A 26,149-nucleotide genomic window follows, 5' to 3' on the forward strand; every position below is an offset into this window, starting at 1 on the left:
TGCGCCCTGGCGTATGAGCGAGACAGGGACGGATAACGTCACCCGCGCCAGCCGTCGAGCAGCACCACGCGCTCGACGCCGGTAAACCGGGCGATGCGCTCGAGTTCTGCGCTAAGTTTTTCGAGCCTGCCGCTGGAGGCGCGCACGCCTGGCTCGAGCCATAGGCGCCTGACCTCGAGGGTACCGGCCTTGCGGTCGGCCTTCATGTCGATGCGGCCGATCAGCCGGTCGCCTTCGAGCAGCGGAAAGACGTAGTAGCCGTATTCCCGCTTGGCCTCCGGTACGAAGATCTCGATACGATAGAAGAAACCGAACAGCCGCTGCGTGCGATCACGGTCGCGAAGCGCCGGATCGAAGGGGCTGAGCACGCGCAGGCGGGCCGGCGGATCCGGATGGTGCTCGATGGCCTCCTCGAAACCGGCAAACGCAAAGGATGGACGCGGCTTGCCGCCGAGCGCCGGTTCGACCAGCACCTCGCAGAGTTCCTGGCGGTGGGCATCGACCCAGGCCTTGGCCTCCTGGGGCGTCAGCAGGTTCCAGAAGGCGGCAATCTCGCCTGACGTGGCAAAGCAGAGGCGCTGCAGCGCGCTGCGGCAGGCCCAGTCGACGAAAGCGTCGTGGTCGACCTCTCCAGCCAGGAATTCGGCGGGGATGACGCGCTCGACGAGATCGTAGATCTTCTGGAAATTGCGGCGGCCGGCGATGGCGAACTTGCCGGTGCGCCAGTGATATTCCAGCGCCGTCTTGTTCGGATGCCAGTTCCACCAGCCGCCCGACACATGGCCGTCGGCCTTGATCTCGCGGGCCATGATCGCGCCGCCCTTGGCAACCCGCTCGAAGGTTTCCTCGAAGGCGGCTTCGAACCCCTCGCCCCGCCACTTGCGCCAGCGCTCGATGATCAGGGCGTCCTCGCGGCGAAACTTGTGTTTCCAGTAGACGAAGAAATCGCTCGGCAGGATCGAGGCATCGTGCGTCCAGTGCTCGAAAAGCGCACCGTCCTTTTCGAGGAGTTCGGTCAGGTGCTCGCGCCGATAGGTCTGGTTGCGGGAAAACAGGATCTGGTGATGGGCGCGCTCGACGGTGCCGATGCTGTCGACCTGGACGAAGCCGATGTCCTTGATCAGCTGCAGCAGGCCGGCTTTGTCGAGCGCGCGGTTGGGTGGCGTCGCCAGCCCCTGACGGGCCAGGAAGACGCGGCGGGCGTCGCTGTTTGAAATCAGAATCGTCATGCGAAGAGGATGGCCCTTTATCGGCAGCATATCAAACGGCAGCCTTCTATATTTGCCACCCCGCATTTACCGGCTATAGGACAGCGTCTCCGTTTCACGAGGGCCTACATTGGATATTCGCTTCGAGCAGGCGGGACTGCAGTTCGGCCAGCAGGTCGCGCTTCAGCCTTTCAGCGTGACGCTGATCGAGCGGCGCATCGGCATCATCGGCCTCAACGGCTCCGGCAAGAGCAGTTTCGCCCGGATGATAAACGGGCTCGCCAAGCCGACGACGGGCCGCGTGGTGGTCGATGGGCTCGATACCGTCGCCGATGCCAAGGCGGTGCTTGGCAAGGTGGGCTTCATCTTCCAGTCGCCGCAGAACCAGATCATCCTGCCGGTCGTGCGTGACGATATCGCGCTGGGCCTCAAAAATCGCGGGCTCGGCAAGCCGGAGATTGCGGCTGCCGTCGATGCCGTGCTCGAGCGCCTTGACGCCCGGCACCTGGCCGACCGCCGCGCCCACGAGCTTTCCGGCGGCGAACTGCAGCTGGCGGCACTGTGCTCGGTGCTGGTCACCGGCCCCGACATCCTGATCCTCGACGAGCCTACCAACCAGCTCGATCTTCGCAACCGTGGGCGGGTCGAGAGAATGATCGGCGAACTGCCTGAAAACGTCATCGTCATCAGCCACGACCTCGAACTGATCGAGAATTTCGAGCGCGTGCTGCTGTTCGACAAGGGACGGCTCGTCGCCGACGGATCACCCGGCGACAGCATTGCGCTCTACCGGGAGATCGCCCGCTGATGCAATCGCTTTATGTCGATGCCGACAGCTGGATGCATCGCCTTTCCGCAAGGCTGAAGCTCATTGTCATGGCGTTGCTCGGTATCGCATTGTTTGCGACCGGTCACCCCGGCGTGCTGGGCGTGGCGCTACTGGCAGGGGCGTTTCTCTATTTTACCTGCGGATTGGGCTGGAAGGAGGCGCTGCAGCGCTTGCGGCCGGTGCTGCTGACCATTGCCTTCGTCAGCCTGTTCAGCCTGCTATTCAATCCGTGGGATCAGGCCCTGGTCACCGTCCTCAGGTTGGTAACGCTGACGCTGTTTGCCGCCACGGTGACGGCGACGACTACCATTGCCGACTTCATGGACGAAATCACCTGGGCGGCGATGCCGCTTGAACGGACAGGGCTGGTGAAGGCCGCCGATATCGGTCTTGCGGTCGGTCTTGTGGTCCGCTTCGTGCCTGAGATCGTCGGTCGCTATGCGGCGATCCGGGAGGCGCATCAGGCGCGCGGGCTGACGATCCGGGTGCGGACAACGCTGGTGCCGCTGATCATTCTGACGCTGCGGGACGCAGACGCCATCGCCGCAGCGATTGACGCGCGCGGCATTCGGCGGCATTGAAAAAGTAACAGTTGATTTTGGAGCCCCCCATGAGCACCCGCGACCTCGTCCTCTCCGCCCTTTTCGCAGCGATCATCGTGGCGCTCGGACTTCTGCCGCCGATCTCGCTCGGCGTCATTCCGGTGCCGATCACCGCGCAGTCGCTGGGCGTGATGATGGCCGGCGTCGTGCTCGGGGCCAAACGCGGGGCAATCGCCGCGCTGATCGTCGTGCTGCTGGTGGCCATCGGCCTGCCGGTGCTGTCGGGCGGCCGTGGCGGGCTCGCGGTCTTCGTTGCCCCGACGGCAGGCTTCCTGGTCGGATGGATTTTTGCGGCGTTCGTGACCGGCATGCTCTCCGAGCGACTGGTCAAGACAGAGCAGTCTGGCCTCGCACAGGGCATCGGTTTCTTCATCGCTTCCGTCGCTGGCGGCGTGGTCGTGCTCTATGCCTTCGGGATCGCCTATCTCGCCATTGCCGCCAATATCGGTTTCAGCAAGGCCTTCTTCGGCTCGCTGGCCTTTGTGCCCGGCGATATCGTCAAGGCGGTCGTCGCAGCCTTGGTCGGCCGCGCGGTCATGGCCGGCTATCCGCTGCTGCCGCAGCGGAACTGATCAGTCGAGATATTTGTAGAGCCAGTCGCGGGTGTCTTCCGGCAGCGGCGACGGCTCGTGCTCCTCGCCACGTACGGCGAGCCAGAGGATCTCTACTTCGGCGGCCAGTTCGTTGCCCGCCTCGACCATCACCAGGAAGCCGACCGACTTGCCGCCGATCTTGTTGACCGTCACCGAGAAGCGGGCAAACTCGTCGTATCTGAGCCCCCTGTGTAGCGAGCATGAGGCGCGGGTCGGGATGTATATCGGCTCGTCGCGGACTTCGGGCCGTTCACGCCAGAAGTTCGACAGCGCGGTTTCGGCCTCCGAAATGTAGGAGGCGATGAACATCTGGCCGAACCTGTCGACATCGCGCGGTGGAACGCGCATTTCGGTGATGTCTGCTCGCTGGGCTCTACTCATTACACAACCTTGACGGACACGCTGTCCTTAATGAAAGCTTAAGCACCGCCTCGGCCGAAAGTAAACGGGCCTTTCCCCCTCGTGGTTAAGCGCATTTGTTGACATTGTGGTGATCGTTCCCATCTGCCGTGCTAGATGAGATGTTTCATAGTTAGGCTGACCGCATGAGCACGCGTCTTTACGAACATCCGATTTTCCTGGAGCATATCACGCCCGATGGCCATCCGGAGAGATCCGACAGGCTGCGGTCGATAAACATTGCCCTGGAGCATCCCAATTTCGCCCGGCTGGAACGGCGCGATGCGCCGCAGGCCAACGAGGACGCCATCCTGCTCGCCCACCCGGAAGAGCACCTGGAATTTGTGATGCGCTCGATCCCCGACGCCGAGGACGGCGAAGGGCAGATCAACCAGCTGGAAGCGGACACCTACGCCAGCCCGAAAAGCCTGCAGGCGGCGCTGACCGGCGTCGGCGCGGCGATGGCTGCGGTGGACGACGTGTTTACCGGGGCTGCCGACAATGTCTTCGTGGCCTCCCGCCCGCCCGGCCACCACGCCGAGAAAAACAAGGCGATGGGCTTCTGCTTCTTCAACAACGCCGCCATTGCCGCGCGCCATGCGCAGCGAACCTACGGTGCCGAGCGCGTTGCCATCGTCGACTGGGACGTGCACCACGGCAACGGCACGCAGGACATCTTCTGGGACGATCCGTCCGTGCTGTTCTGCTCGACGCACCAGATGCCGCTTTATCCGGGATCCGGTGCCAAGACGGAAACCGGCGGCAAAGGCACCATCGTCAATGCACCGCTGTCGCCAAACAGCGGCAGCGACCATTTCCGCGAGGCGTTCAAGTCGCGCGTGCTGCCAGCGCTCGACGACTTCCGGCCGGACCTGATCATCATCTCGGCCGGCTTCGATGCCCACCACCGCGATCCATTGGCGCAGATCAACCTGACCGGCGAGGATTTCGACTGGGCGACCGGGCGCGTTCTCGAAATGGCCGACAAGAGCGCCAAGAACCGGGTCGTCAGCCTGCTCGAAGGCGGATATGATCTGGAGGGGCTGGCCGAATCGGCGGGCCTGCATATTCTGCGTATGATGAAGGGTTGACGATGACTGACAGTGCCAAGCCGGATGTGTCCGACTACTCGTTCGAAAAGGCTGTTGCCGAGCTCGAAAGCATCGTCGCGCGGCTGGAACGCGGCGACGTGGCGCTGAACGAATCCATCGAGATCTACGAGCGCGGCGAAGCCTTGAAGAAGCATTGCGAAGCGCTGCTCTCCGCCGCTGAAAACCGCATCGAAAAGATCCGCCTGGACCGAGCCGGCAAGCCTGTCGGCGTCGAGCCGCTGGACGGCCAGTAACGCTTCCACGTTTGGGAGCACGCATCCGCTGACAGAGTTGCCCAATTTGCAGGGCTTTCGTCGGACCTGGATCTTGCCTTATACGATTGGCTTGCAATGGATGTGCGGGTAATCTGCCGTCACCGACAGGAGATCCCGATGTCCTTTTTCCCCGGCAAAGACCCTCTTCCCGGCGATGCCAGTGCCTCCGATGCCATTGAACAGCTGATCATTCCGCGCACGGCGGATATCGGCGGTTTTTCCGTGCGGCGGGCTTTGCCGACGAGCCGGCGCCGGCTGGTCGGGCCGTTCATCTTCTTCGACCGGATGGGACCGGCGGTGCTGCGGGCAGACCAGGCGATGGATGTCCGGCCGCATCCCCATATCGGGCTGTCCACGGTCACCTACCTGTTCGACGGCGAGATCCGCCACCTCGACAGCCTCGGCACCGAGAAGATCGTCCGGCCCGGCGATCTCAACCTGATGACGGCAGGCCGGGGCATCGTGCACTCCGAGCGCACGCCCGACAATTTGCGCGGCCATCCGCTATCGATCTCGGGCGTGCAGACCTGGCTTGCCTTGCCTGAGGACAAGGAAGAGATCGACCCATCCTTCTCGCACACCGATAAAAACGCCATGCCTGTCATCGACAGCGACGGCGCCACCGGGCGTGTGATCATCGGCAACTTCGACGGCCTGGCATCGCCGGTGAAGGTGTTTTCCGACACGCTCTATGTCGACCTCGCACTGGAGCCCAGCCGTTCGTTTCCCTTTGGAGCCGACCACGAAGAACGCGCCGTCTATGTTCTGTCGGGCGCGCTGATGGTGGCTGGCGACCGTTTCGAGGCGGATCAACTGCTGGTCTTTCGCCCGGGAGACGCGATCACGCTGAAGGCCGCCGAAAAAGGCTGCCACCTGATGCTTTTCGGGGGTGCGGCACTCAGCTCGAAACGCTATATCTGGTGGAATTTTGTATCGTCCTCGAAGGAGCGTATCGAACAGGCGAAGGAAGAGTGGCGTACCGGCCGCTTCGATATCGTCCCTGGCGACGAGGAAGAATTCATTCCGCTGCCGGAAGGCTAACTCGCCCCGCAGGCCGAAGGGGACCAACTTGCCGCAGCCCCTTGAAACGGCTTCTTTCGCAACGATCTATTTTCGGGTATGGCGGGCCGCCCGTCCAAGAACATAAGAAGAGGCTCCAGCCTGTGACATCATCGCCCAAGACGCCGCTGCTGGATCAGGTCGACTTTCCCGCCGACCTTCGCAAGCTGGAAGACCGAGACATGCCGCAGCTTGCGCGTGAAGTGCGCGACGAGATGATCGATGCCGTGTCGCGCACCGGCGGCCATCTCGGTGCTGGCCTCGGAGTTGTCGAGCTGACGATTGCCATCCACAAGGTATTCGATACGCCGAACGACCGGCTGATCTTCGACGTCGGCCACCAGTGCTATCCCCACAAGATCCTTACTGGACGCCGCGACCGCATCCGGACGCTGCGCCAGGAAGGCGGGTTGTCCGGCTTTACCCGCCGGGCGGAGAGCGAATACGATCCCTTCGGCGCGGCCCATTCGTCGACGTCAATCTCGGCCGGCCTCGGCATGGCGGTGGCAGCGGAACTCGACGGCACCGCCCGCAAGGTGATCGCCATCATCGGCGATGGCGCAATGTCTGCCGGCATGGCCTACGAGGCGCTGAACAATGCCGGCGCGCTGGACGCACGGCTGATCGTCATCCTCAACGACAACGACATGTCGATCGCGCCACCGACGGGCGCCATGAGTGCCTATCTGGCGCGGCTGGCATCTGGCCGGACGTATATGGGCATGCGGGAAATCGGCAAGAAGCTGACCGCCTATCTCGGCAAGAACGTCGACCGCGCCATCACCCGCGCCGTCGAGCACGCGCGCGGATATGTAACGGGTGGCACGATGTTCGAGGAGATGGGCTTCTATCACATCGGCCCCATCGACGGGCATTCGTTCGAGCATCTGCTGCCGGTGCTGCGCAATGTCCGCGATAATGCTCAAGGGCCGGTGCTGATCCACGTCGTGACGCAGAAGGGCAAGGGCTATGCGCCGGCCGAAGCTGCCGCCGACAAGTATCACGGCGTCAACAAGTTCGACGTGATCACCGGGACGCAGGCCAAGGTGAAGCCGAACGCACCGAGCTATACCAGCGTCTTTGCCGACGCCCTCGTCCAGGAGGCAAAGCTCGACGACAAGATCGTCGGCATCACCGCCGCCATGCCGAACGGAACCGGCCTCGACAAGCTGGCAGAGATCTTCCCGAAGCGCTGTTTCGACGTCGGCATCGCCGAGCAGCATGCGGTGACCTTTGCTGCAGGTCTTGCCACCGAAGGCTTCAAGCCATTTGCGGCGCTGTATTCGACCTTCCTGCAGCGCGCCTACGACCAGGTGGTGCACGATGTGGCAATCCAGGGGCTGCCGGTGCGCTTCCCCATCGACCGAGCCGGCTTCGTGGGCGCCGATGGCCCGACCCACGCCGGCTCGTTCGACACCACCTTCCTTGCCACCCTGCCCGGCTTCGTCGTCATGGCCGCATCCGACGAGGCGGAGCTGAAGCATATGGTGCGCACTGCCGCCGCTTATGACGAGGGTCCGATTTCTTTCCGCTACCCGCGCGGCGAAGGTGTCGGCATCGAGATGCCGGAGCGTGGCGAGATCCTCGAGATCGGCAAGGGCCGCATCGTCAAGCAAGGTTCGAAAGTGGCGCTGTTGTCGTTTGGGACGCGGCTGGCCGACAGCCTGCTGGCCGCCGAGGATCTCGATGCTGCCGGCCTGTCGACGACGGTCGCCGATGCGCGCTTTGCAAAACCGCTGGACCACGACCTGATCCGCCAGCTGGCCCGCCATCACGAGGTGCTGATCCTCATCGAGGAAGGTTCCGTCGGCGGCTTTGCAGGCCATGTGCTGCAGTTCCTCGCTACAGACGGCCTGCTCGATATCGGCCTGAAGATCCGCTCGCTCGTCATGCCAGACATCTGGATGGAGCAGGCGAAGCCCGAGGCGATGCTCGCCTATGCCGGACTCGACCGCGCCAACATCGTCCAGACTGTCTTCAAGGCGCTCGGACGCCCGAATATCGCCGGCATCGCCGGCTGATATCGGCGATGTGCCGGGTCAGCCGGCGCGATAAAGAACCATCCCGGCGTGGTGCAACACGCCGTCGATGAAATCGCCATCGGCCGTAAAGCCGGTATCGTCCCAGTATTCGATGTGGGTGCCGCTTACTTTGTAGCGGCCACGATAGGCGCTTTCGTGCCGTCCACGGGCTTCATCGTAGCGGTTGTCCGGGAGAAGACGGTGTCGGATGACGCCATCGGCAGTCATCCACAAGCCGACATAGGGATGGGGCATTGTCCGGACCTCATCGTTGCGTGATGGATCTGTCATCATGCGGCAGCCGTAGGGCGGACGACGATCTCGCTCGTATCGACATCCCCGGGCTGGGCGATGACATGATGGATAGCCCGGGCGATGGCTTCGGGCTTCAACGCAATGCTGCGATAGGCGACCATGGCTTCGGCCGTGGCTGGGTCGGTTATCGCATCCGCCAGTTCCGACTCGACAACGCCCGGATAGACGCAGGTGACGCGCAGCTTGGTATTTTCCTGCCGCAGGCCGTCGGAAATGGCCCTGACAGCATATTTAGTGGCGCAATAGACGGCGGCTGTCGGAGACACCGCGAGCCCACCAATCGACGAGACGTTGATGATCTGCCCGGCCTCCTGCCGGTTCATGATCGGCAGCACGGCAGCGATGCCATAGAGAACGCCCCTGATGTTGACATCGATCATGCGGTCCCATTCCTCGACCTTGAGCAACGCCATCGGCGACAGCGGCATGATCCCGGCATTGTTGACGAGCACGTCGATACGACCGAATGCCTCCATGGCGGCTGCAACGAAGGCGTCCATGTCCCTGCGGCTGGTGACATCGAGAGCCTGCGAAAGCACCGTTCCGCCGCTGGCTTCGATCTCTGCCTTCAGCGCGTCGAGCCGGTCCTTGCGTCTTGCCCCGATGACGACGCGAGCGCCTGCTGCGGCGAGTTCGATGGCCACGGCTGCGCCGATGCCGCTGCTTGCGCCGGTGATCAGAACCACCTTGTCCCTGATGCCTGTCATTGCGATGTCCTTCCAGCCAAGAGACGACGGAATTGCCGTCTTTGGTGGCGACAAACTGACTTCAAGACCAAGATGGCGGTAGACAGCTTTTCCGAATTTCTTGCACGATCCTCCGAAAGCGTCCTCGTGGTCTTGGCAACAAGCTTTCCCCGGGACAGAGTACGGCGATGGAAAGAATTGCCGAACTCGCAGGATTAATCGACCGCCACGCACCGGAAGACGGCAGCTACGATACCGCCATCCCCCGCGTAGGGCTGATCCGCTGTTCGGCCGAAACGGAGCCCGTCCACACACTCTATAGGCCCTCCTGCTGCATCGTTGCCCAAGGTCGCAAGCGGGCCGTGATCGGCGAGACCAGTCTTGTCTACGACGCGGCTCATTATCTGGTCGTTGGCATCGACCTGCCCGTCATCGGCGCCGTGATCGAGGCAAGCGCCTGCGAACCGTATCTCTGCTTCAAGCTCGAGTTCGACGCCAGCATTCTCGCCGAGATGGTGTCGATGACACCCGCGCGTGTCGACAATACCCCGGCGGCCAGCCTCAGCGCCACGACGCCGAAGCTCATCGATGCTGTTGCGCGGATGCTGATGCTTCTGGACGAACCGGAGGAAGCGGCGGCGCTGGCACCGCTCGTCGAACGGGAAGTCCTCTATCGCCTGCTGGGCGGGCCGCAGGGCGCCATGCTGCGGCAGATTGCCAATGGCGAAAGCCGCCTCAACCAGATCGGCCGCGCCATCGACTATATCTGCCGGAACTTTCAAGCGCCGTTTGCAATCCAGGATCTCGCCAATATCGCCGGCATGAGCCCGTCGTCCTTCTACGAGCATTTTCGAACGACGACGGAGATGAGCCCGCTGCAATTCCGGACGCAGATCCGTCTTCAGGAGGCACGGCGGCTGATGATGATCGAGGGGCTGACTGCGGCCGAAGCTGGCTTTCGGGTGGGCTACGACAGCCCTTCGCAATTCAGCCGCGATTATCGCCGCACCCACCGGGAGACGCCCCGGCGCGACGTGGCACGGATGCGTGGCACCGCCACACCCGCCGCGCCAAACTAGAAAGGGCGATGCTGCTGCACCGCCCTTTCGTTGAACTCAGTGTTATAAGCCGGCTCTCAGAATTCTTCCCAGTTTTCCTGGGCCGGGGCGCTGGCGGGGGACTGCTTGCCGCCGCTGAAGGCTTTGGCGAGGGTCTGGCCGAGGGCGCGGGCCGGTGAGGCTACCGCGCGGGTACGGTCCGTGGCGGCGGTAATCCTCGATGAGGACGCAGCGGGCCTCGGTGCAATTGCAGGCTTCGGGGAGAAGGCGGCGGGCTTCGATGTCTGTGCCTGGCGGCCCTTGCTCAGCTTGAACTGACGGAGCAGGTCGTCGAGAGCGCTGGCTTCGCTTGCGAGCGAATGGCTTGCTGCCGTCTGTTCCTCGACCATGGCGGCATTCTGCTGGGTGCCCTGGTCCATGGCGTTGACGGCGAGGTTGATCTCCTGGAGGCCGGTCGATTGCTCGCGGGTCGAGATGACGATGGCGGCGATGTTCTGGTTGATCTCGCGGACTTCGGAAACGATCGCTTCCAGCGCCTTGCCGGTTTCACCGACCAGCGCCACGCCGGCGTTGACCTGCGTGCCCGACGTGTTGATCAGCGCCTTGATCTCCTTGGCAGCTTTTGCCGAGCGCTGGGCGAGTTCGCGGACTTCCTGGGCGACGACGGCAAAGCCCTTGCCAGCCTCGCCGGCACGCGCAGCCTCGACACCGGCGTTGAGAGCGAGAAGGTTGGTCTGGAAGGCGATGTCATCGATGACGCTGATGATGTTGCTGATTTCGCCCGATGATTTTTCGATTTCGTGCATCGCCGATACCGCCTTGCGGACGACGTCGCCGGAGCGCTCGGCGCCAAGACGGGCACGCTCGACGAGATGGCCGACGTCTTCGGCGCGCTTGGCGGAGTCGCGCACGGTCGTTACCACCTGCTCGAGGGCTGCGGCCGTTTCCTCCACCGATGCTGCCTGCTGTTCGGTACGGCGTGCAAGGTCGTCGGCGGCGGTGCGGATCTCGTCGGCACCGGCACTGATGGCGGAGGCATTGTCGCCGACGGACTGCAGCGTCACGTCGAGCTTTTCAGCGGCGTTGTTGAAATCGATGCGGACGCTGTCGAATTGCGGGGCGAAGACCTGCTCGAGGCGTGCAGCGACATCGCCGCTTGCCAATGTCGACAGGCCGGCGGCCAGCGCGTCCATGGCGAAACGCAGTTCTGCTTCTTCGCGGGCCTTCTGGTCGTCGTCCATGTGGCGGCGTCGCTCGGCGTCGCTGCGCATCCGCTCGGTTTCGCCGGAAAGGCGCAACTTCTCGATTGCGGCATCCTTGAACACCAGCACGGCTTCAGCCATCCGGCCAACCTCGTCGCCGCGTCCGGAGCCAGGGACCTCGACGTTGTTGTCGCCGCCGGCCAGCCGACCCATGGCCGCTGTCATGCCGACGATGGGCTTGACGATGGTGCGCGACAGGAGAAAGGCGAGGATGGCGGCAGCGAGCGAAGCAACGATACCGCCGAGGATGAGCGTCCAGCTCAGGTCGCTGTTGGCTTTGGCCTGCGTCGCGGCCAGCACATCGGCCTGGCTGCGGGCGATCTGCTTGACCTTGGCTGCGGCATCGCGGAAGCCGTCCAGCTGGCCCTTGGCTTCATTGACACCGATCTTGACGATCTGGTCGACCGGCATCTCGGTTTCCTTGCGGGCCTTCGCCTGGGGCTCGGCCAGCTGATGGAAATAGAGATCGGCCGTCTTCTGCATGGTATCGAGGGCCTGCTGCATATCGGCATGGCCGCCGGCGGCATCCTTGGCTGCCGTGATGCTTTTCAGCATCCGCTCGCGGTTGGCGAAGAGATCGCCATAGGTGCTGTTGCTGCGGAAAAGAAGGAAGCCGCGCAGATTGACCGCCTGCTCCAGCATGGCCTGCAGGGAGTCGTCGACGAGGTTGACGAATTTCTGTGACTGCGCCTGTTCGATGGCGGCTGCGGCCGATATGCGGGCCTTCGAATAGACGAAGGCCGAGACGGAAACGAAAAGCAGAATGAGCGCGACGAACGTAATCGCCAGCTTGCCATTCAGAGAGAGATTTTTAGCAGACATCGCCAAGCGCCTCCTGAGCGCTGTCCTCAGAGAACATCCCTCGCGGCGCCATGGAACGCAGCGAGAGGTCAAATTGATGAAACATGATCGGATAGGCGCGACCTGGCAGATGCCATCATGGCGGGCTTGGCCCTCGAGGGGCCATCGCAATGGCCGCAACGTTAGCGCTCATAGCTTTCCAATCGTTTAACTTCGATAGCGCGATGGTTGCGCACCGAAGCACGATCCCCAAGCATTCCGGCAGACATTAAGACCGTCGCGGTCATCGGGGAGGTCGTCGCCGGGACTTCGTGATGCCAGTGCCTGTTTCGTTGGCGGGCAGCTGATGACGCAGGCGGATTCCGGGCCGGCAGGCGTTGGAAACAGGCGGAGATCGGCTTGAGACATATAAAAAGCTTGCAACTGATGGCATTGGCGGTCATGGACAGGCCATGTCAGAACAATTTCCTCCCCAGTACCGCCTCGATCAGCTTGTCCTGTCGCGAGGCCTCGTGGCTAGCCGATCCCGCGCCCGTGACGCCATCCAGCGTGGCACCGTCAAGGTCGACGGCAAGGTCATCACCAAGGCAAGCATGACCTTTGCCGACGATGTCGTGCTCGAAATCGACGATCCCGCACAGGACTACGTTTCGCGCGCGGCGCTGAAGCTGGTCGCGGCGCTCGACCATTTCAAGCTCGATCCGGCCGGTCACGACTGTCTGGACGTCGGCGCATCCGCCGGCGGCTTTACCGAAGTACTGCTGCAGCGCGGCGCCGCACATGTCACCTCCATCGATGTCGGCCATGGCCAGATCCATCCGCGCGTCGCCGGCGACGAGCGTGTCACCAGCATCGAGGGCCTCAACGCCCGCTACCTGACATCGGACGATATCGACAACCGCGCCATCACCTTCATCGTCTCCGATGTGTCGTTCATCTCGCTGAAGCTGGCGCTGGTGCCGGCCCTCGAGCTTGCCGAAGCCGGCGCCTTCTGCGTGCTGCTGGTCAAGCCGCAGTTCGAGGCCGGCCGCGAAGCCGTCAGCAAGGCCGGCCTGTTGAAACTACCGGAAACGGCGCCCGACGTGGCTGCCGACCTCGAGCGCTGGCTGGTCGACGAAATGGGCTGGGAAACGCTTGGCCTTATCCCCTCGCCGATTGCCGGCGGCGACGGAAACCATGAATTCCTATTGGCGGGACGCAAGCCATGAGCGCCGAAACAGTTACCATCAACAAGCTTGGCGGCCAGGGCGATGGTATCGCCCATGATGCCAACGGCCCGATCTTCGTGCCCTTCACCCTGCCCGGCGAGAGCGTCGCGATTGCCCGGATCAAGGACAAGGGCACATTGATGTCCGTCCTCAAGGCATCGCCCGACCGGCAGGAGCCGCCGTGCCGGCACTTCGGTCCCGATGGCATCAACGGCACCTGCGGCGGCTGCACGCTGCAGCATTACGCCGATGTACCATATCGGGCATTCAAGCGGCAGCTGGTGATCGACGCGCTTAAGTCGAAGGGCCTGACGCCTGACGTCGACGACCTCGTGGCGGCCCATCCGGGCCAGCGCCGGCGCGTGGTGTTTGCCGCACGCCGCACCGAGAAGGACGTGCTGATCGGCTTCAACCAGACCGACAGCCATCACATCGTCGCCATCGAGGAATGTCCGATCTCGTCACCGGATATCGTCGGCAAGCTGCCGGCGATCCGCATGGTGGCAAAGGCGTTGTCGATCAATGCAGAAGCTTTCCGCATCAGCGTGCTGGAAACGCTGGCCGGCCTCGACATCGCCGTCGACGGCATCAAGGCGCTCTCGGACGAGCAGCGTCGCGCCGCCATCGAAACCATACTGTCGCTGCGCGGCATCGCCCGCATTTCGCTGAACGACGAAATCATCCTCGAGAAGACCAAGCCGATGATCGATTTCAGCGGCGTGCAGGTCTCGCCACCGCCCGGTGCCTTTACCCAGGCGACCAAGCAAGCCGAAGACGTGATGGCCGATCTGGTTGTCGCCCATATCGGCAAGGCCAAGCGCATCGTCGATCTGTTCGCCGGCTCCGGCACCTTCGCGCTGCGGCTTGCCCGTCTCGGCCGCGTCCATGCCGCCGAATCCGACGGCAAGGCGCTGGCGGCTCTCGATCTTGCCGCTCGCACGACGCAGGGCCTGAAGCCGGTCAGCACGGAGCGGCGCGACCTGTTCCGCCGGCCGCTGATGACGGCGGAGTTCAAGTATATCGACGCCGTCGTCTTCGATCCGCCACGCGCGGGCGCCGAAGCGCAGGTCAAGGAACTGGCGCGTTCGGCGGTCAAGAAGATCGTCGCGGTCTCCTGCAATCCGCTGACCCTGGCGCGCGACCTCGCCATCCTAGTCGAGGCCGGCTATCGCATCACCAAGGTCACGCCGATCGATCAGTTCCTCTGGACATCCCACGTCGAAGTGGTGGTCTCGCTCGAGAAGTAAGCGAGGCCTCTTCCGAATTCAGCGTTTGAAGAAGCCTTCGAACGCGGCGCGGGCTTCTGCGGTGCGCAGTTGCGCTTCGAAATGCCCGGCCTCCTCGGCGATCCGCGCCTTGATATCCTGCTGATGGCCGCGCAGCAGGTCGCGGGCGATTTTCAGGGCGCCCGGCGGCTTGGCGGCCAATTTTGCGGCGACCGCCAGCGTCTCCTCCTCGAGAGCTTCCTCGGTGGTCACCTTCCAGATCAGCCCGTCGCGCCGGGCTTCCTCCGCCGTCAGCGGTTCTCCGGCGGCCAGCAGCGCGAAGGCGTGCTGGTAGCCCATCAGCCGTGGCGCGATGAGGCTGGAGGCTGCCTCCGGCACCAGCGCCAGATCGACGAAGGGCGTGCGGAATGTGCTGCGGCCGGATGCCAGCGTCAGGTCGCAATGCATATGGATGGTCGTGCCAATGCCGATGGCCATGCCGTCGACGCCCGAGACCAGCGGCTTGTCGAAACCGGCGAGCGCATTGAGGAAATCCAGCACCTCCGTACCCATCGCTCCGCCCATGGCAAAGGCCAGGAAGTCGGACATGTCGTTGCCGGCCGAAAAGCAGCCGGGTTGGCCGAGGAAGACGACGACGCGAACGCTTGCCTCCGCGCTCGCCGCCTGCAGGGCCTTGGTCATTGCGGCATACATGGCGCGGGTGATGGCGTTCTTCTTTTCCGGCCGGTTGAAGCGGATCACCCGGACATGAGGCATGGCCTCCGGAGTTTCGATCAGGATATGGTCGGTCATGAATGGCTCCTCATGTCAGCAGGTCATGTCAGCAGGGCGCGCGCGGCAATGAGGCTGTCAGCACCGCGCATTACCTGGTCTTTCAGCGCTGCGGTTTCAGGGAGCAGGTTTTCTGCGGCAAAGCGGCAAAGTGCGATGCGTCCCCCGACCTCCCCGTCGTCGGTCACCGCGAGGCCTCCCTTGGCGAGGTAGCAGCCTGACAGCACCAGCCCGAACAGCCGCAGATAGGGTGTCGCGCCGGCAAGCGCCTCCTCGACACGGTCTCCGGCATGCGCTGCCAGCAGCCAATCCGTTGCAGCATCGAGGTCCGCCATCGCCATCCGCAACCTGTCCGCCGTCGCCCCGAAGGCCGGCAATCCAGCCGCCGCGACACTCTCGCAAATCGCCTGCAACTCGCCGATCAGCCCTCGCACAGCATGGCCTCCGTCCAGCGGCAGCTTGCGGGTGACGAGGTCGATCGCCTGAATGCCGTTGGTGCCCTCATAGATCGGCGCAATTCGGGCGTCGCGCCAAAGCCTCGCGGCACCGGTCTCCTCGATATAGCCCATGCCGCCATGCACCTGGATGCCGAGCGAGGCGACGTCGACGCCGCAATCGGTGGCAAAGGCCTTGGCGATGGGGGTGAGCAGCGCGGCACGGGATTGCCAATGGTTTGTGTCGATGCCTGCATGGGAAAGATCGATCGCGTGGGCGCAGGCATAGGTGATGGCGCGTGCGCCTGTTGTCAGCGCCTTCATCGTCAGCAGCATGCGGGCGACATCGGGGTGCTCGACGATCGGGCTCATCGATCCACCCTTATGTCCCGCTGCCCGCCCTTGCCGGCGCTCGCGGGCATAAGCAAGGGCCTTTTGGGTGGCGGCTTCGCAGACACCGACGCCCTGCATGGCGACGGCGAGCCGCGCGTTGTTCATCATCGTGAACATGCAGGCGAGGCCGCGGTTTTCCTCGCCGACCAGCCAGCCGATGGCGCCCGGTGTCTCGCCGAACCTGCCATCGCCGTAGATCATGGTACAGGTCGGTGAGCCATGGATGCCGAGCTTGTGCTCGAGCGAGTGGCAGAAGAGATCGTTGCGGGCACCGAGCGACCCGTCCGCCTCGACGAGGAACTTCGGCACCAGGAACAGCGATATGCCCCGCGTGCCCGGGGGAGCATCGGGCAACCGGCCGAGTACCAGATGGATGATGTTGTCGGCTGCGTCGTGATCGCCCCAGGTGATGTAGATCTTCTGGCCGAAAATGCGGTAGCTGCCGTCCTCGTGGCGTTCTGCACGGCTGGTCAGCGCCCCGACGTCGGAGCCGGCGTGCGGCTCCGTCAGGTTCATGGTGCCGGTCCATTCGCCGGAGATCATGCGGGCGAGATAACGATCCTTCAACGCCGGACTGCCATGGGCCGACAGGGCCTCGATGGCGCCCATCGTCAGCGTCGGCGCCAGGCCGAAGGCCATCGATGCGCCGTTCCACATTTCCAGCGTGGCGACATTCAGCATTTGCGGCAGACCCTGACCGCCGAATTCCGGCGATGCCGTCAGGCCGTTCCAGCCGCCGGCCGACCAGTCGCGATAGAGTTTCGGCCAGCGTTCGGGGAGGACGACAGCGCCGTCGACCAGTCGCGCGCCCTCGGTGTCGCCTATGGCTGCCAACGGTACGATTTCGTTGTCGGTGAAGCGGGCTGCCTCCTCAAGGATGGCGTCGGCGACATCGACAGTGAGATCACCGAGCGAGCCAATCTCGATGGCCTGGTCCAGCCCCGCCACGTGGCGAAGCGTGAACGCGATTTCCGCGACAGGCGCCTTGTACATTCGGTCTCCTCCCGATCATGCCGATGCTGCCGACCACCTCCGGCCGGCGTTTTTTCCTGCAGGTGGGTCGCGCAGCTGCTAAGAAGCTGTCACAAGCAGGGCCTATGCACATGTTTACCTTAAACGGCGATGCAGCATGACGACAATATTCAATCCGACCATTCCGGGCTTTGTCTGGGCACACCATCTTTCGCCCGATAGAGGTCGATCCGAGCGCCTCCCCGATACCATCGAACGCTCTGCCCTGATGTCGCTGGAGGGCTTCGTCTGGCTGCATCTCAATCTCGTCGATGCCCGTGTCGCTGCTTTCCTGGAAGACTTCCCGGGCCTTACCGACGATATGCGCCAAGCCCTGACGACGCATGATACGCATGCCACCATCACCGTCGACGAAAAGGTGATCTTCGGCACGCTGGTGGATTTCCAGCTCGATTTCGACCAGGATACGCGCGACATCGGCTGGCTGCACTTTGCCATCTCCGAGCGCTTCATCATCACCACGCGCCTGCAGCCCTTGCGCAGCGTCGAGCGGGTGCGCGCCACCATCGAAAAGAACCCGGCGCGCTTTCATCGGCCGCTGGATATCTTCGAGGCGCTGGTCGTCGAGTTCCAGCGGACGCTGATCGCGCTGGTCATCGAGACCACGGAGGAAATGAACCAGATCGAGGACGTGGTCTACGATGCCACTTTTCGCGACGAGCGGCGGCGGCTGGCTCCGGTACGGCGCACCATCGTCCGCGTCCATCGACACCTGCGCACCATCCTGTCTCTCATGCGCCGGGCAGCGGCTTCCGACGACGACGAGATGCCCGATGGTTTCGACGACGTGGCGGGGCGGCTGACGACGCGGCTGGAGACGGTCGACCACGATGTTTATGCCCTACAGGAGCGAGCGCGGCTGTTGCACGAGGAAATCGACTCCAAGCTTTCCTCCGAGACGAACCGGCATCTCTATATCCTGTCGCTGATGACGGCTTTCCTCTTGCCGCCAACGCTGGTAACCGGCTTTTTCGGCATGAACACAACCGCCCTGCCCTTTGCCGGCAGCGAGCACGGGACTGCCTATGCGGTCGCGATCATCGGCGCGTCCATCCTGCTCGCCTGGTGGCTGCTGCGGCGGGTGCGCATTCTGTAGCGCATAAAAAATGCCCGGCTGTTAACCGGGCACTTTGCAGTCTGATCACCTGGTTATCAATAAAAGGGCGACAGGCACTGCTGGCGCGGGCCGTGGTTCGGCTGGAAGGTGTTGTCGTAACCACGATACGAGCGATAGCGGTTTGCGCACCACTCGTAATGGCGTGGATTGATGCCAGCTGCGGGGCGCGCGTAGGTGCGTGGCTCGCTGGCGATAGCGCCGCCGATCAGCGCACCGGCGCCGAAGGCTGCCAGAGGGAACCAATAGCCATCGTGGTAACGGTAGCCGTGGCGGTATCCATGGTATCCGCGATAGCCGCCGTAGTAACCGCGACCGTAGCCGCCTCTATAATAGCCGCCGCCCCGATGGCGCCAGTACTGCACCTGTTGGACATCAGAAGACGCCGCGCCGGAGACCGCTGGCGGGGCTGCCGAAACGGATGGCATCGGCAGCGCGAAGGACGGGGTAAAACTCGTAACAGCAACTGCTGCTGCAAGAGCGAGCGTGACGGCTCTGGTACGTATCTTTAACATTTTCGTCTCCAATCCGTAAATCTGGTGTCGATAAAACGAACTTGTGGGCGGAAAGTTCCAAATTCAGCCCACCGACACACCCGCAGCCGGGGCAGCATGCAACCCTTAACGGCGCATTAACCATATGCGCCTACCCTCGACAGACCATGGGAAAGCGAACAGTTCTCACCCTGATTATCGGTTCTCTTCTGATCCTGGCGCTGCCGGCGCAAAACAGGCTGGCGGTGGCCGGCGAACGCCAGCCCTGGAACGATCCCGAACACGCGCTCATCATCGACGCCTACGAGCTGAACAGCATCGACTGGGATGCGCTGCTGCAGGATACGCGCATCAGCGGCTTCGTCTCGAAGGCCTCCGACGGTCTGCCGGAAGATTACGCCTGCAAAACGAGCGACCATTCCGGCGATACGGTCGGTCACTGCAAGACGATGTGGCGCAAATATGCCGTCAGCCGCGAGCTCTTTCGCACCCGGCGGCTCATCGCCAAATCGAACGGCATGTTGTGGGGCGCCTACCACCTCGGCCGTCCCGGCAATCCCATCGACCAGGCAAACCATTTCCTCGATTACGCCGACCCTAAGGCGGACGAGCTTATGGTGCTCGACATCGACGGGCTAGATCCGCAACAGTTCATGTCGCCGGCCGACGCCCAGATCTTCGCGATCCATATCAAGGAGCGCACCGGCCGCTACCCGATCCTCTATGCCAACGATGTGGTCGCAAGATTCATCGCCGACCACCGCAGCGACTACCAGATCCTGTCGCGCCTGCCGCTCTGGTATGCGCGCTACAAGCCCGACGTCGAAGGCACGTTTCCGCTCGGCAACTGGACGGACTATGCGATGTGGCAGTTCTCCTCCGCCGACAATTGCTCGTCGCGCCGCTGCCCCTACCGCGTGGCCGGAACCTTGCCGGATATCGATGTGAACATGGCATCGATGACGAAGACCCAGCTGGCAAGGATATGGCCGCAGGGCGATCTCGTGCCCCCACGCATCGATACGCCGTCGATGCTGGCATCGGCACCCGGCCCGGCAGCAAAAGTACAGGTCACGGCTCTCAACTACCAGGATTTCTGACGAGCCCTGCGCTTACGCTTCGATCTGGACGTCCGTCTTCGGGCGCGAGCAGCAGGCGAGGATGTAGCCCTCGTCGATCTCGTCGTCGAGGATGCCGCCATTGTGGTTCATCTCGACATCGCCGGAAAGCTTCATCACCTTGCAGGTGCCGCAGAGGCCGGATTCGCAGGCGGCGCCGATGCGGATGCCGGCACCACGGGCGGCTTGCAGGATGGTCTGGCCGGGCGCGCAGACAACGTCCTTGCCGGCCATGGTGAAACGGATCGAGGTGGCGACCTCGCCCTCCGGGCCGACGGCGGGTTCAGGCACAAGGTCGGCAGAGGCCGGGCGAAAGCTTTCCTGATGGTAGCGGCTCATGTCGAAGCCGGCAGCCTCGAGGCTGGAGCTGACGAAATTCATGAACATGTCGGGGCCGCAGCAGAACACAGTGCGGTCGAGAAAATCATGGGCCAGCAGCGCGATCTTCGCCTTGTCGATGCGGCCGCGCAGGCCGGACCACAGCTCCATCTGGCCGCGCTCCTCGACGATGAAGCCGAGATTGAGGTTGGGCATGAAGCGGGCGAGATATTCAAGCTCGGAGCGGAAGACGATTTCCGATGGGCCACGGGCACAATTGATGAAAGAGATATCGGAAAGCGGTGCGACATCGCTCATGTAGCGCGTCATCGACATCATCGGCGTGATCCCGGAACCGGCCGAGATGAACAGGTACTTCTCGCCGGGATGGCGGATATGGGTGAAATCGCCGAGCGGCCCGAAGGCGCGGATACGCATGCCAGGCTTCAGGTTGTCGAACATCCAGCGCGTGCCGATGCTGTCCTTCTGCGCCTTGACAGTGACGGCGACCGAGAAAGGCCGCGTCGGGGTGGACGACAGTGTATAGGTCCGCATCAGCGGCTCCGGCCCGACCGGCAGTTCCAGCGTGACAAACTGGCCCGGCAGATAGCGAAACCAGTTGTCCTTGTCGGAGCGGAACGTGAAGGTCATCACATCGGGCGCCTCCGGCGTCACAGACAGGCATTCGAGCAGGTGCTGCCTGTCGCTCCAGGGCTGCATCTGGTCGAGGTGAAGGTGACGCGCTGTTCCCGCTACGCTCATGCTCAGGCCACGACCGAAAGCTTGGCTTGCTCGCCCTGCAGACGGCTGGTCATGAAATCAGCATACCATTCGACGAACTGCGCCACGCCGCCCTCGTGCAGCTCCGAATAAGGACCGGGCTCGTAGGCAGGGGAGTGAATGCCGAAAGCATTTTCCTCGACGATGCGGCGGTCCTGGTCGTTGGTCTCGGTCCAGACGTGGGTCAGTTCCTCGAGATTGTAGTCGACGCCCTCGACCGCATCCTTGTGGACCAGCCACTTGGTTGTGACGGCGGTTTCCTCGGCGTTGAGCGGCAGCACGCGGAAGGAGATCGCATGGTCCACCAGCATGTGGTTCCAGGTGGACGGATAGTGGAACAGCAGCATCGTGCCGATGTTGCTCATGGTGACGTCGTCCGAAAGCGGCTTCTTGACGGCGCGCTGGCCGGACATGGTGTAGCTCTCGGCACCCTCGATCAGCGGCATGCGGGCAACACGGAACTGGCCGGTCGGGTCCATCTTGAACTCGCTCGGCAGGCCGCCGGCCTCGCAATGCGCCCAGTGGGCAGCGATGACCGGATCGTCGCCGGCGCCCTGAACGCCGGTTGCCGTCGGAGCTTCCGGATAGGTGCGGCAAAGCTCGGGGTGGTTGGCGGCGCAGTGGTAGCACTCGCGGTTGTTTTCCCAGACCAGCTTCCAGTTGCCCTTCTCGATGATGGTGCTCTGGAAGGCGATCTTGGATTCGCTCAGGCGGTGCGGCATCATGTAGGGGGCGATGCTGTCGCGAACGGGCTGGAAATCAGGTGCTGTTTGCGCCAGCGAGATGAAGATATAGCCGGCCACGCTTTCGCAATGGATCGGCTTCAGGCCGTACTGGCTCTTGTCGAAGCTGTCGGCCATCTGGCGGGCGAACTGCAGCGAACCGTCGAGGTCATAGGTCCACTGATGGTAGGGACAGACGAGCTTGGCTGCAGAGCCGCGATCCGATGAGCAGACGCGCGAGCCGCGATGGCGGCAGCTGTTGTGGAAAGCGCGGATGACCTTGTCGCGGCCACGGACGATGACGATAGGATATTCGCCGACCTGGGCGGTGATGTAGTTGCCGGCACGCGGCACCTCGCAATCATGACCCATGAACAGCCAGTCGCGATAATAGATCATCTCCATATCGATCTTGAAATAATCCTGATCGATATAGAAGGGCTGCTCGAGGCTGAATCCCTCGCGGCGGTTCTTCAGCTGCCGCAGCATCGTGTTGCGAATATCCATCCTGATGTCCTCGTGCCTATCGCCGACCAGCGGGATAAAATGATAGGAGCGAGCCGAGATCGGCCTGCCCTGTGACCTTTCGACCGCCGACTGCGGCCCATTTCAAAACGCATTGCCTCAAACACCGCGCCAGCACGAGATTCGCCTGACGAGACATCATGCCGCCTTTCCGGACTTGCGACCAGAGGCGTTTTACCGACCCCGACCTCTTGCCGTTTTCGACCGCGCTGCCAGCAAAACGCTTCTTGCGGACGGTCTCCTGCGACCTTTCCCCATATAAACATCGCGCCCGATTACGACGTGGCTTCTATGCGACATAAGCACGGAAATTGACGACAGCGGAAAAGCCGCCCGAGATACGCATCGGTGGGGACTGCATGCATTGCAGAACAAGCGTTTACGACCGACGGAGAATAGAGGACGGAGACGCGCCGCTTCCGCATTCAAACCGACCTGGTAGCAAATGCCTGTTTGCGACATAAATGCGCTTGGCACGCCGCAAATACGTTTTAGCCTGAGATAGCGGGTGGAGCATCGTAGCAAAGGCGATTTCATGCGTTCTTAACGATGACAGCGTAGCCTGTAGGTACGATTTTGAACCGCGAGCGCGCAGCATGGCCAAGCTCAGATATTTCGATGCCAAGGCAGAAGCCGCAGTCCAGCCGCCAGCCCCGGCTGCCATCCACAGCGAGTTCCTGCGGACCGGCCGCATCACGCGCGAAAAGGACAGGCGGGAAAAAGACCGGCGCTATCTCAGCTACGATGCCGTCGCCGAGCGCACCGCACTCCTTCTGCAGGCCGCCGGCGAAAAGACGCACGAGCGGCTGAACGGCTTTCACAGGGCGATCCAATTTCCAAAACTAGTCTTTCACCGGACACTCGCCGAGAGGCCGCACCTCGGCTACTGCCACGTGACGGCGTCACGAACGCAGTTCGCCGAGTACAAGAATGTCAGCTGGGCCTTTTACATCGCCAATTTCTACGCCGAGATCGACGACAGCGAGTCCAGCTTCGTCAAGATCGACCAGCGGCATCCACGCATGTACTTCGCGGTCGCCGTCGAGCAGATTCAGAGCAACGATGACAAGGCTCTTGGCATCAACCGCGCCGTGCGCGGCAACGGCGTACTGTTTCGCACCGTCGATCCGCAAACGGCAATCCGCAACGTCTTGCTGCTTGGCGCCCGCAACGAACAACTCCGCGACATCATCCGCCAGCTTTGAGCGTAGGTGCATTGGGTGAGCGACCGCGCCGCCCCGGCCGCGTCGAACTCGGAAAGCCTCTTCAAGACCCCGGACTACAACCTCATGAGCGACCCGAGAGATAACCTGCTGGCTCACGGCCTGCTGAAGGTTGACGACAAGACCGAGATTTACTGGGAGAAATCGGGAAACCCCGACGGAAAGTGCGCCCTCTACCTGCACGGCGGACCGGGCAGCGGCCTCGGCTCGGGGAGCTACCGGGAGCTCTTCGATCCCGCAGGATACTGCCTTATCGGTATCGACCAAAGAGGATGCGGGCGTAGCCGACCGCTGGCGATCGACGATCTGAACGAACTCTCCGGAAACACCACACAGGCCTTGATAAGAGACATCGAGGCGGTGCGGCACCATCTTGCAGTGGAACGCTGGCTGGTCGCGGGGATCTCCTGGGGTTCGACTTTGGCTCTGGCCTATGCGCAGTCGCATCCGGACCGGGTTTCCGAGCTTGTTCTCATGGCAGTCACGACGACGAGCCGCGCAGAAGTCGACTGGATTACCGAAGGTGTCGGGTGCCTGTTCCCGGAAGCCTGGGATCAGTTCGAACGAGCCTCCGGGCGCACCGGAACCGAGCGACCCGTCGACGCCTACGCACGCAGGCTTGCTTCATCGGACGCGGACGATCGCAGGGCCGCCGCTCGTTGCTGGAACGACTGGGAGTCCACGCATGTCTCCCTCGATCCGAACTGGGCACCGCATCCCCGGCGTTTCGACGAAATACGTGCAGCAAACTTTGCAACTCTGGTCACCCATTACTGGGCCAATGACGGCTTCCTGCGGGGCGGCGATACTATTCTTGAAAGGATGGGCTCGATCCAGCATATCCCCGCCGTTCTGATCCACGGTCGCCGAGACTTCAGCGGACCGCTCGTAACGGCATGGCGGCTGCATCAAGCTTGGCCAAACAGCAGATTGCTCATTATCGAACAGGAAGGCCACGGCGGCCCGATGTCGAGAAAGGAAATGCGGCTCGCGCTTGATGCCTTTGCTTCAAGCAGGTGAGCCTAGCCTGTCGCCCTCGATTACGCCGATGAACTTTGGGTGACATTTTCAGGAGGAAGATCGTTGCCGGCTACGGTGGCGCCGGATTGCATCACAACAGCGCCGTTGCCCGATGAGCTTTCCGGCGACATGGCCTTTGAGAACCAGATTTCCCTCATTCAGCAGATTGCGACCCACCTCGCCGGAAATGACGGCGTTTCCGCCGGCTTCGATGATCAGTCCGCCCGATAGCCTGCCGCGTGAAACCAGGTTGGCGCCCGGCTTCACGTAGGTGACGCCGCTGATCTCATTACGGATGACGGCATTGCCCGTTACGACGAAATCGCCTGTATGCCGGTTCATTGTGATTGTTCCTCTGAGGCAGCGTGGATCAAGCATCTGGTGAAATCCATGCTGGGATCATTGCTGCGACCAGCAAGGCGGCATTGGGCTTCGCCTTATCAAATTTGCTTGATGGCGGTTGGCGAGGGTTCCTGAATTAGAGCGATCGTCGCGGTTCGAACGACCCGGCGACCTCGTGGCACTTGCCCTCCACCACCGGAAAGGCCTAAGGACAGATCGATCAGGAAACGGGTCGGGCATGGCAGAGATTATCGACATCTTCCACGACAGGGACGGCGCGATTTTTCGGGCGTCGGCCTTGCTCGCCGACGGGTTTCCGGTCGCGTTGCCGACCGAGACCGTCTATGGGCTTGCCGCCGATGCGACCAATCCGGTGGCGATCACCCGTATCTACGAGACCAAAGGCCGGCCGAGCTTCAACCCGCTGATCTGCCACATGAGCGATCTTGCCATGGCGGAGAGGCACGCGGTGTTCGACCCGATCTCGCGCAAGCTGGCCGAAGCCTTCTGGCCGGGGCCGCTGACGCTGGTGCTGCCGTTGAAACCGGAAAGCAACATCCATGCGCTGGCGACCGCGGGCCTCGACAGTGTCGGCATCCGGGTTCCCGATGGCTTCGCCGCCGACCTTATCCGCGCCTTCGACCGACCTCTGGCGGCCCCGAGTGCCAACACATCCGGCCGGATCAGCGCCACCAGCGCTGCCCATGTCGAGTCCGATCTCGGCAGCAAGATCGAGCTCATTCTCGATGGCGGCGCCTGCGACGTCGGTGTCGAATCGACGATCGTCAAGATCGATAGCGGCGGCGGGATGCGGCTGCTGCGTCCGGGCGGGCTGACGGCGGAAGACATCGAGCGCGTGGCCGGCATTCCACTGACGCGCAAGGAAGGCGCTAGCCCGGCGATAGAGGCCCCCGGCATGATGGCCTCCCACTACGCCCCGCACGCAATGGTCAGACTGGACGCCACCGAGGTCACCGCCGGCGAGGCGCTGATCCGCTTCGGAAGCAAGCCGGTGGCTGGCGAGGAGGAAGCGTCCGTCATTTTCAACCTCAGCCCCTCCGGCGATCTCACCGAAGCTGCAGCCAACCTTTTCGACTTCATGAAACGTGCCGACGCCACGGGCGTTATCGGGATGGCTTTCACCACCATCCCGGAAGACGGTCTCGGCGAAGCGATCAACGACCGGCTGCGCCGCGCCGCGGCACCCCGCGACTAGACCAGAGTTTCCGA

Annotated in this window: 26 protein-coding genes; 15 read left to right on the forward strand and 11 right to left on the reverse strand. The window is 62.9% G+C overall.

Annotated elements, in window-relative coordinates:
- Window positions 1-38 precede the first annotated feature (38 nt).
- Complete coding sequence (locus J5278_RS15210; protein WP_209183001.1) at window positions 39-1,229, reverse strand: winged helix-turn-helix domain-containing protein; 1,191 nt, start codon at window positions 1,227-1,229, stop codon at window positions 39-41.
- Between the two features lie 109 nt (window positions 1,230-1,338).
- Between J5278_RS15210 and J5278_RS15215 the strand changes: the two genes are divergently transcribed.
- From J5278_RS15215 to J5278_RS15225, 3 genes are read left to right on the forward strand one after another with little or no spacing between them, the layout of a single operon-like run.
- Window positions 1,339-2,016 carry an energy-coupling factor ABC transporter ATP-binding protein gene (locus J5278_RS15215; protein ID WP_209183000.1) on the forward strand — a complete coding sequence of 226 codons (678 nt, stop codon included), beginning with the start codon at window positions 1,339-1,341 and terminating at the stop codon, window positions 2,014-2,016.
- Window positions 2,016-2,618 carry an energy-coupling factor transporter transmembrane protein EcfT gene (locus J5278_RS15220; RefSeq protein WP_209182999.1) on the forward strand — a complete coding sequence of 201 codons (603 nt, stop codon included), beginning with the start codon at window positions 2,016-2,018 and terminating at the stop codon, window positions 2,616-2,618. Before J5278_RS15215 ends, J5278_RS15220 begins: the two co-directional genes overlap by 1 nt.
- Before the next feature lie 29 nt (window positions 2,619-2,647).
- Entirely contained in the window at window positions 2,648-3,211 is a 564-nt protein-coding gene (locus tag J5278_RS15225; RefSeq protein WP_209182998.1) for a biotin transporter BioY, read from the forward strand.
- On the opposite strand, the gene J5278_RS15230 is transcribed toward J5278_RS15225, so the two are convergent.
- Window positions 3,212-3,613 (reverse strand): thioesterase family protein, encoded by a 402-nt coding sequence (locus J5278_RS15230; protein WP_209182997.1) that lies wholly within the window; start codon window positions 3,611-3,613, stop codon window positions 3,212-3,214.
- 164 nt (window positions 3,614-3,777) lie between these two features.
- On the opposite strand from J5278_RS15230, the gene J5278_RS15235 reads away from it, so the two are divergent.
- From J5278_RS15235 to dxs, 4 genes are all read left to right on the forward strand, one after another.
- Window positions 3,778-4,722, forward strand: a complete 945-nt coding sequence (locus J5278_RS15235) for a histone deacetylase family protein (RefSeq protein ID WP_209182996.1) — start codon at window positions 3,778-3,780, stop codon at window positions 4,720-4,722.
- Window positions 4,723-4,724: 2 nt separating this feature from the next.
- Window positions 4,725-4,976 carry an exodeoxyribonuclease VII small subunit gene (locus J5278_RS15240; RefSeq protein WP_209182995.1) on the forward strand — a complete coding sequence of 84 codons (252 nt, stop codon included), beginning with the start codon at window positions 4,725-4,727 and terminating at the stop codon, window positions 4,974-4,976.
- A 138-nt stretch (window positions 4,977-5,114) separates the two neighbouring features.
- Window positions 5,115-6,038 carry a pirin family protein gene (locus J5278_RS15245; protein ID WP_209182994.1) on the forward strand — a complete coding sequence of 308 codons (924 nt, stop codon included), beginning with the start codon at window positions 5,115-5,117 and terminating at the stop codon, window positions 6,036-6,038.
- A gap of 122 nt (window positions 6,039-6,160) precedes the next feature.
- Window positions 6,161-8,077 (forward strand): 1-deoxy-D-xylulose-5-phosphate synthase, encoded by a 1,917-nt coding sequence (dxs, locus tag J5278_RS15250; protein ID WP_209182993.1) that lies wholly within the window; start codon window positions 6,161-6,163, stop codon window positions 8,075-8,077.
- 18 nt (window positions 8,078-8,095) lie between these two features.
- On the opposite strand, the gene J5278_RS15255 is transcribed toward dxs, so the two are convergent.
- Both J5278_RS15255 and J5278_RS15260 read right to left on the reverse strand, forming a co-directional pair.
- Entirely contained in the window at window positions 8,096-8,368 is a 273-nt protein-coding gene (locus J5278_RS15255) for an Atu4866 domain-containing protein (protein ID WP_209182992.1), read from the reverse strand.
- Complete coding sequence (locus J5278_RS15260) at window positions 8,368-9,099, reverse strand: SDR family oxidoreductase (protein WP_209182991.1); 732 nt, start codon at window positions 9,097-9,099, stop codon at window positions 8,368-8,370. The genes J5278_RS15255 and J5278_RS15260 overlap by 1 nt, the downstream gene beginning before the upstream one ends.
- A gap of 167 nt (window positions 9,100-9,266) precedes the next feature.
- Between J5278_RS15260 and J5278_RS15265 the strand changes: the two genes are divergently transcribed.
- Complete coding sequence (locus J5278_RS15265; protein ID WP_209182990.1) at window positions 9,267-10,157, forward strand: AraC family transcriptional regulator; 891 nt, start codon at window positions 9,267-9,269, stop codon at window positions 10,155-10,157.
- A gap of 56 nt (window positions 10,158-10,213) precedes the next feature.
- Here J5278_RS15265 and J5278_RS15270 read toward each other — a convergent pair whose 3' ends face one another.
- On the reverse strand, window positions 10,214-12,220 hold the full coding sequence (locus J5278_RS15270; protein ID WP_209182989.1) for a methyl-accepting chemotaxis protein: 2,007 nt from the start codon (window positions 12,218-12,220) through the stop codon (window positions 10,214-10,216).
- Window positions 12,221-12,651: 431 nt separating this feature from the next.
- Here J5278_RS15270 and J5278_RS15275 point away from each other — a divergent pair, with 431 nt between their 5' ends.
- Window positions 12,652-13,407: a TlyA family RNA methyltransferase gene (locus J5278_RS15275; RefSeq protein ID WP_142824174.1), complete on the forward strand. Its 756-nt coding sequence runs from the start codon at window positions 12,652-12,654 to the stop codon at window positions 13,405-13,407.
- Window positions 13,404-14,654 carry a class I SAM-dependent RNA methyltransferase gene (locus tag J5278_RS15280; protein ID WP_209182988.1) on the forward strand — a complete coding sequence of 417 codons (1,251 nt, stop codon included), beginning with the start codon at window positions 13,404-13,406 and terminating at the stop codon, window positions 14,652-14,654. Before J5278_RS15275 ends, J5278_RS15280 begins: the two co-directional genes overlap by 4 nt.
- An 18-nt stretch (window positions 14,655-14,672) precedes the next feature.
- Here the strand turns inward: J5278_RS15280 and J5278_RS15285 are convergent, their stop codons facing one another.
- Window positions 14,673-15,425: a crotonase/enoyl-CoA hydratase family protein gene (locus tag J5278_RS15285; protein WP_209182987.1), complete on the reverse strand. Its 753-nt coding sequence runs from the start codon at window positions 15,423-15,425 to the stop codon at window positions 14,673-14,675.
- Between the two features lie 23 nt (window positions 15,426-15,448).
- Window positions 15,449-17,224, reverse strand: a complete 1,776-nt coding sequence (locus J5278_RS15290) for an acyl-CoA dehydrogenase (RefSeq protein WP_209182986.1) — start codon at window positions 17,222-17,224, stop codon at window positions 15,449-15,451.
- 136 nt (window positions 17,225-17,360) lie between these two features.
- Between J5278_RS15290 and J5278_RS15295 the strand changes: the two genes are divergently transcribed.
- Window positions 17,361-18,359, forward strand: a complete 999-nt coding sequence (locus J5278_RS15295) for a transporter (protein ID WP_209182985.1) — start codon at window positions 17,361-17,363, stop codon at window positions 18,357-18,359.
- Window positions 18,360-18,415: 56 nt separating this feature from the next.
- Here J5278_RS15295 and J5278_RS15300 read toward each other — a convergent pair whose 3' ends face one another.
- Complete coding sequence (locus J5278_RS15300) at window positions 18,416-18,892, reverse strand: BA14K family protein (protein WP_209182984.1); 477 nt, start codon at window positions 18,890-18,892, stop codon at window positions 18,416-18,418.
- A gap of 146 nt (window positions 18,893-19,038) precedes the next feature.
- Here J5278_RS15300 and J5278_RS15305 point away from each other — a divergent pair, with 146 nt between their 5' ends.
- A complete protein-coding gene (locus J5278_RS15305) occupies window positions 19,039-19,971 on the forward strand; it encodes a glycoside hydrolase family 25 protein (protein ID WP_209182983.1) in 933 nt (310 codons plus the stop codon).
- Window positions 19,972-19,983: 12 nt separating this feature from the next.
- Here J5278_RS15305 and J5278_RS15310 read toward each other — a convergent pair whose 3' ends face one another.
- Both J5278_RS15310 and J5278_RS15315 read right to left on the reverse strand, forming a co-directional pair.
- On the reverse strand, window positions 19,984-21,069 hold the full coding sequence (locus tag J5278_RS15310) for a hybrid-cluster NAD(P)-dependent oxidoreductase (RefSeq protein ID WP_209206711.1): 1,086 nt from the start codon (window positions 21,067-21,069) through the stop codon (window positions 19,984-19,986).
- Window positions 21,070-21,071: 2 nt separating this feature from the next.
- A complete protein-coding gene (locus J5278_RS15315; protein WP_142824166.1) occupies window positions 21,072-22,316 on the reverse strand; it encodes an SRPBCC family protein in 1,245 nt (414 codons plus the stop codon).
- A 614-nt stretch (window positions 22,317-22,930) separates the two neighbouring features.
- On the opposite strand from J5278_RS15315, the gene J5278_RS15320 reads away from it, so the two are divergent.
- Window positions 22,931-23,539: a DUF6656 family protein gene (locus J5278_RS15320; RefSeq protein ID WP_209182981.1), complete on the forward strand. Its 609-nt coding sequence runs from the start codon at window positions 22,931-22,933 to the stop codon at window positions 23,537-23,539.
- A gap of 15 nt (window positions 23,540-23,554) precedes the next feature.
- Entirely contained in the window at window positions 23,555-24,577 is a 1,023-nt protein-coding gene (gene pip, locus J5278_RS15325; protein WP_257623375.1) for a prolyl aminopeptidase, read from the forward strand.
- Between the two features lie 48 nt (window positions 24,578-24,625).
- Here the strand turns inward: pip and J5278_RS15330 are convergent, their stop codons facing one another.
- The gene (locus tag J5278_RS15330; protein ID WP_142824164.1) at window positions 24,626-24,919 is read right to left on the reverse strand and encodes a hypothetical protein; all 294 of its coding nucleotides are present in this window, start codon (window positions 24,917-24,919) and stop codon (window positions 24,626-24,628) included.
- A gap of 238 nt (window positions 24,920-25,157) precedes the next feature.
- Here J5278_RS15330 and J5278_RS15335 point away from each other — a divergent pair, with 238 nt between their 5' ends.
- Window positions 25,158-26,135 (forward strand): L-threonylcarbamoyladenylate synthase, encoded by a 978-nt coding sequence (locus J5278_RS15335; RefSeq protein ID WP_209182980.1) that lies wholly within the window; start codon window positions 25,158-25,160, stop codon window positions 26,133-26,135.
- Window positions 26,136-26,149: the final 14 nt, after the last annotated feature.

The sequence above is a fragment of the Rhizobium sp. B21/90 genome (genome assembly GCF_019355815.1).
In the GTDB taxonomy this organism is placed as follows: Bacteria; Pseudomonadota; Alphaproteobacteria; order Rhizobiales; family Rhizobiaceae; genus Rhizobium; species Rhizobium rhododendri.

What these genes read in the sequence shown, in the direction of transcription:
- J5278_RS15275 (WP_142824174.1), top strand. Translation starts at nt 12,652, where the DNA reads ATGTCAGAACAATTTCCTCCCCAGTACCGCCTCGATCAGCTTGTCCTG.
- J5278_RS15315 (WP_142824166.1), bottom strand. Translation starts at nt 22,316, where the DNA reads ATGGATATTCGCAACACGATGCTGCGGCAGCTGAAGAACCGCCGCGAG.
- J5278_RS15255 (WP_209182992.1), bottom strand. Translation starts at nt 8,368, where the DNA reads ATGACAGATCCATCACGCAACGATGAGGTCCGGACAATGCCCCATCCC.
- J5278_RS15305 (WP_209182983.1), top strand. Translation starts at nt 19,039, where the DNA reads ATGGGAAAGCGAACAGTTCTCACCCTGATTATCGGTTCTCTTCTGATC.
- J5278_RS15245 (WP_209182994.1), top strand. Translation starts at nt 5,115, where the DNA reads ATGTCCTTTTTCCCCGGCAAAGACCCTCTTCCCGGCGATGCCAGTGCC.
- J5278_RS15210 (WP_209183001.1), bottom strand. Translation starts at nt 1,229, where the DNA reads ATGACGATTCTGATTTCAAACAGCGACGCCCGCCGCGTCTTCCTGGCC.
- J5278_RS15270 (WP_209182989.1), bottom strand. Translation starts at nt 12,220, where the DNA reads ATGTCTGCTAAAAATCTCTCTCTGAATGGCAAGCTGGCGATTACGTTC.
- J5278_RS15240 (WP_209182995.1), top strand. Translation starts at nt 4,725, where the DNA reads ATGACTGACAGTGCCAAGCCGGATGTGTCCGACTACTCGTTCGAAAAG.
- J5278_RS15280 (WP_209182988.1), top strand. Translation starts at nt 13,404, where the DNA reads ATGAGCGCCGAAACAGTTACCATCAACAAGCTTGGCGGCCAGGGCGAT.
- J5278_RS15235 (WP_209182996.1), top strand. Translation starts at nt 3,778, where the DNA reads ATGAGCACGCGTCTTTACGAACATCCGATTTTCCTGGAGCATATCACG.
- J5278_RS15295 (WP_209182985.1), top strand. Translation starts at nt 17,361, where the DNA reads ATGACGACAATATTCAATCCGACCATTCCGGGCTTTGTCTGGGCACAC.
- J5278_RS15310 (WP_209206711.1), bottom strand. Translation starts at nt 21,069, where the DNA reads ATGAGCGTAGCGGGAACAGCGCGTCACCTTCACCTCGACCAGATGCAG.
- J5278_RS15220 (WP_209182999.1), top strand. Translation starts at nt 2,016, where the DNA reads ATGCAATCGCTTTATGTCGATGCCGACAGCTGGATGCATCGCCTTTCC.
- J5278_RS15330 (WP_142824164.1), bottom strand. Translation starts at nt 24,919, where the DNA reads ATGAACCGGCATACAGGCGATTTCGTCGTAACGGGCAATGCCGTCATC.
- J5278_RS15300 (WP_209182984.1), bottom strand. Translation starts at nt 18,892, where the DNA reads ATGTTAAAGATACGTACCAGAGCCGTCACGCTCGCTCTTGCAGCAGCA.
- J5278_RS15320 (WP_209182981.1), top strand. Translation starts at nt 22,931, where the DNA reads ATGGCCAAGCTCAGATATTTCGATGCCAAGGCAGAAGCCGCAGTCCAG.
- J5278_RS15285 (WP_209182987.1), bottom strand. Translation starts at nt 15,425, where the DNA reads ATGACCGACCATATCCTGATCGAAACTCCGGAGGCCATGCCTCATGTC.
- J5278_RS15335 (WP_209182980.1), top strand. Translation starts at nt 25,158, where the DNA reads ATGGCAGAGATTATCGACATCTTCCACGACAGGGACGGCGCGATTTTT.
- J5278_RS15230 (WP_209182997.1), bottom strand. Translation starts at nt 3,613, where the DNA reads ATGAGTAGAGCCCAGCGAGCAGACATCACCGAAATGCGCGTTCCACCG.
- J5278_RS15260 (WP_209182991.1), bottom strand. Translation starts at nt 9,099, where the DNA reads ATGACAGGCATCAGGGACAAGGTGGTTCTGATCACCGGCGCAAGCAGC.
- J5278_RS15290 (WP_209182986.1), bottom strand. Translation starts at nt 17,224, where the DNA reads ATGTACAAGGCGCCTGTCGCGGAAATCGCGTTCACGCTTCGCCACGTG.
- J5278_RS15265 (WP_209182990.1), top strand. Translation starts at nt 9,267, where the DNA reads ATGGAAAGAATTGCCGAACTCGCAGGATTAATCGACCGCCACGCACCG.
- J5278_RS15225 (WP_209182998.1), top strand. Translation starts at nt 2,648, where the DNA reads ATGAGCACCCGCGACCTCGTCCTCTCCGCCCTTTTCGCAGCGATCATC.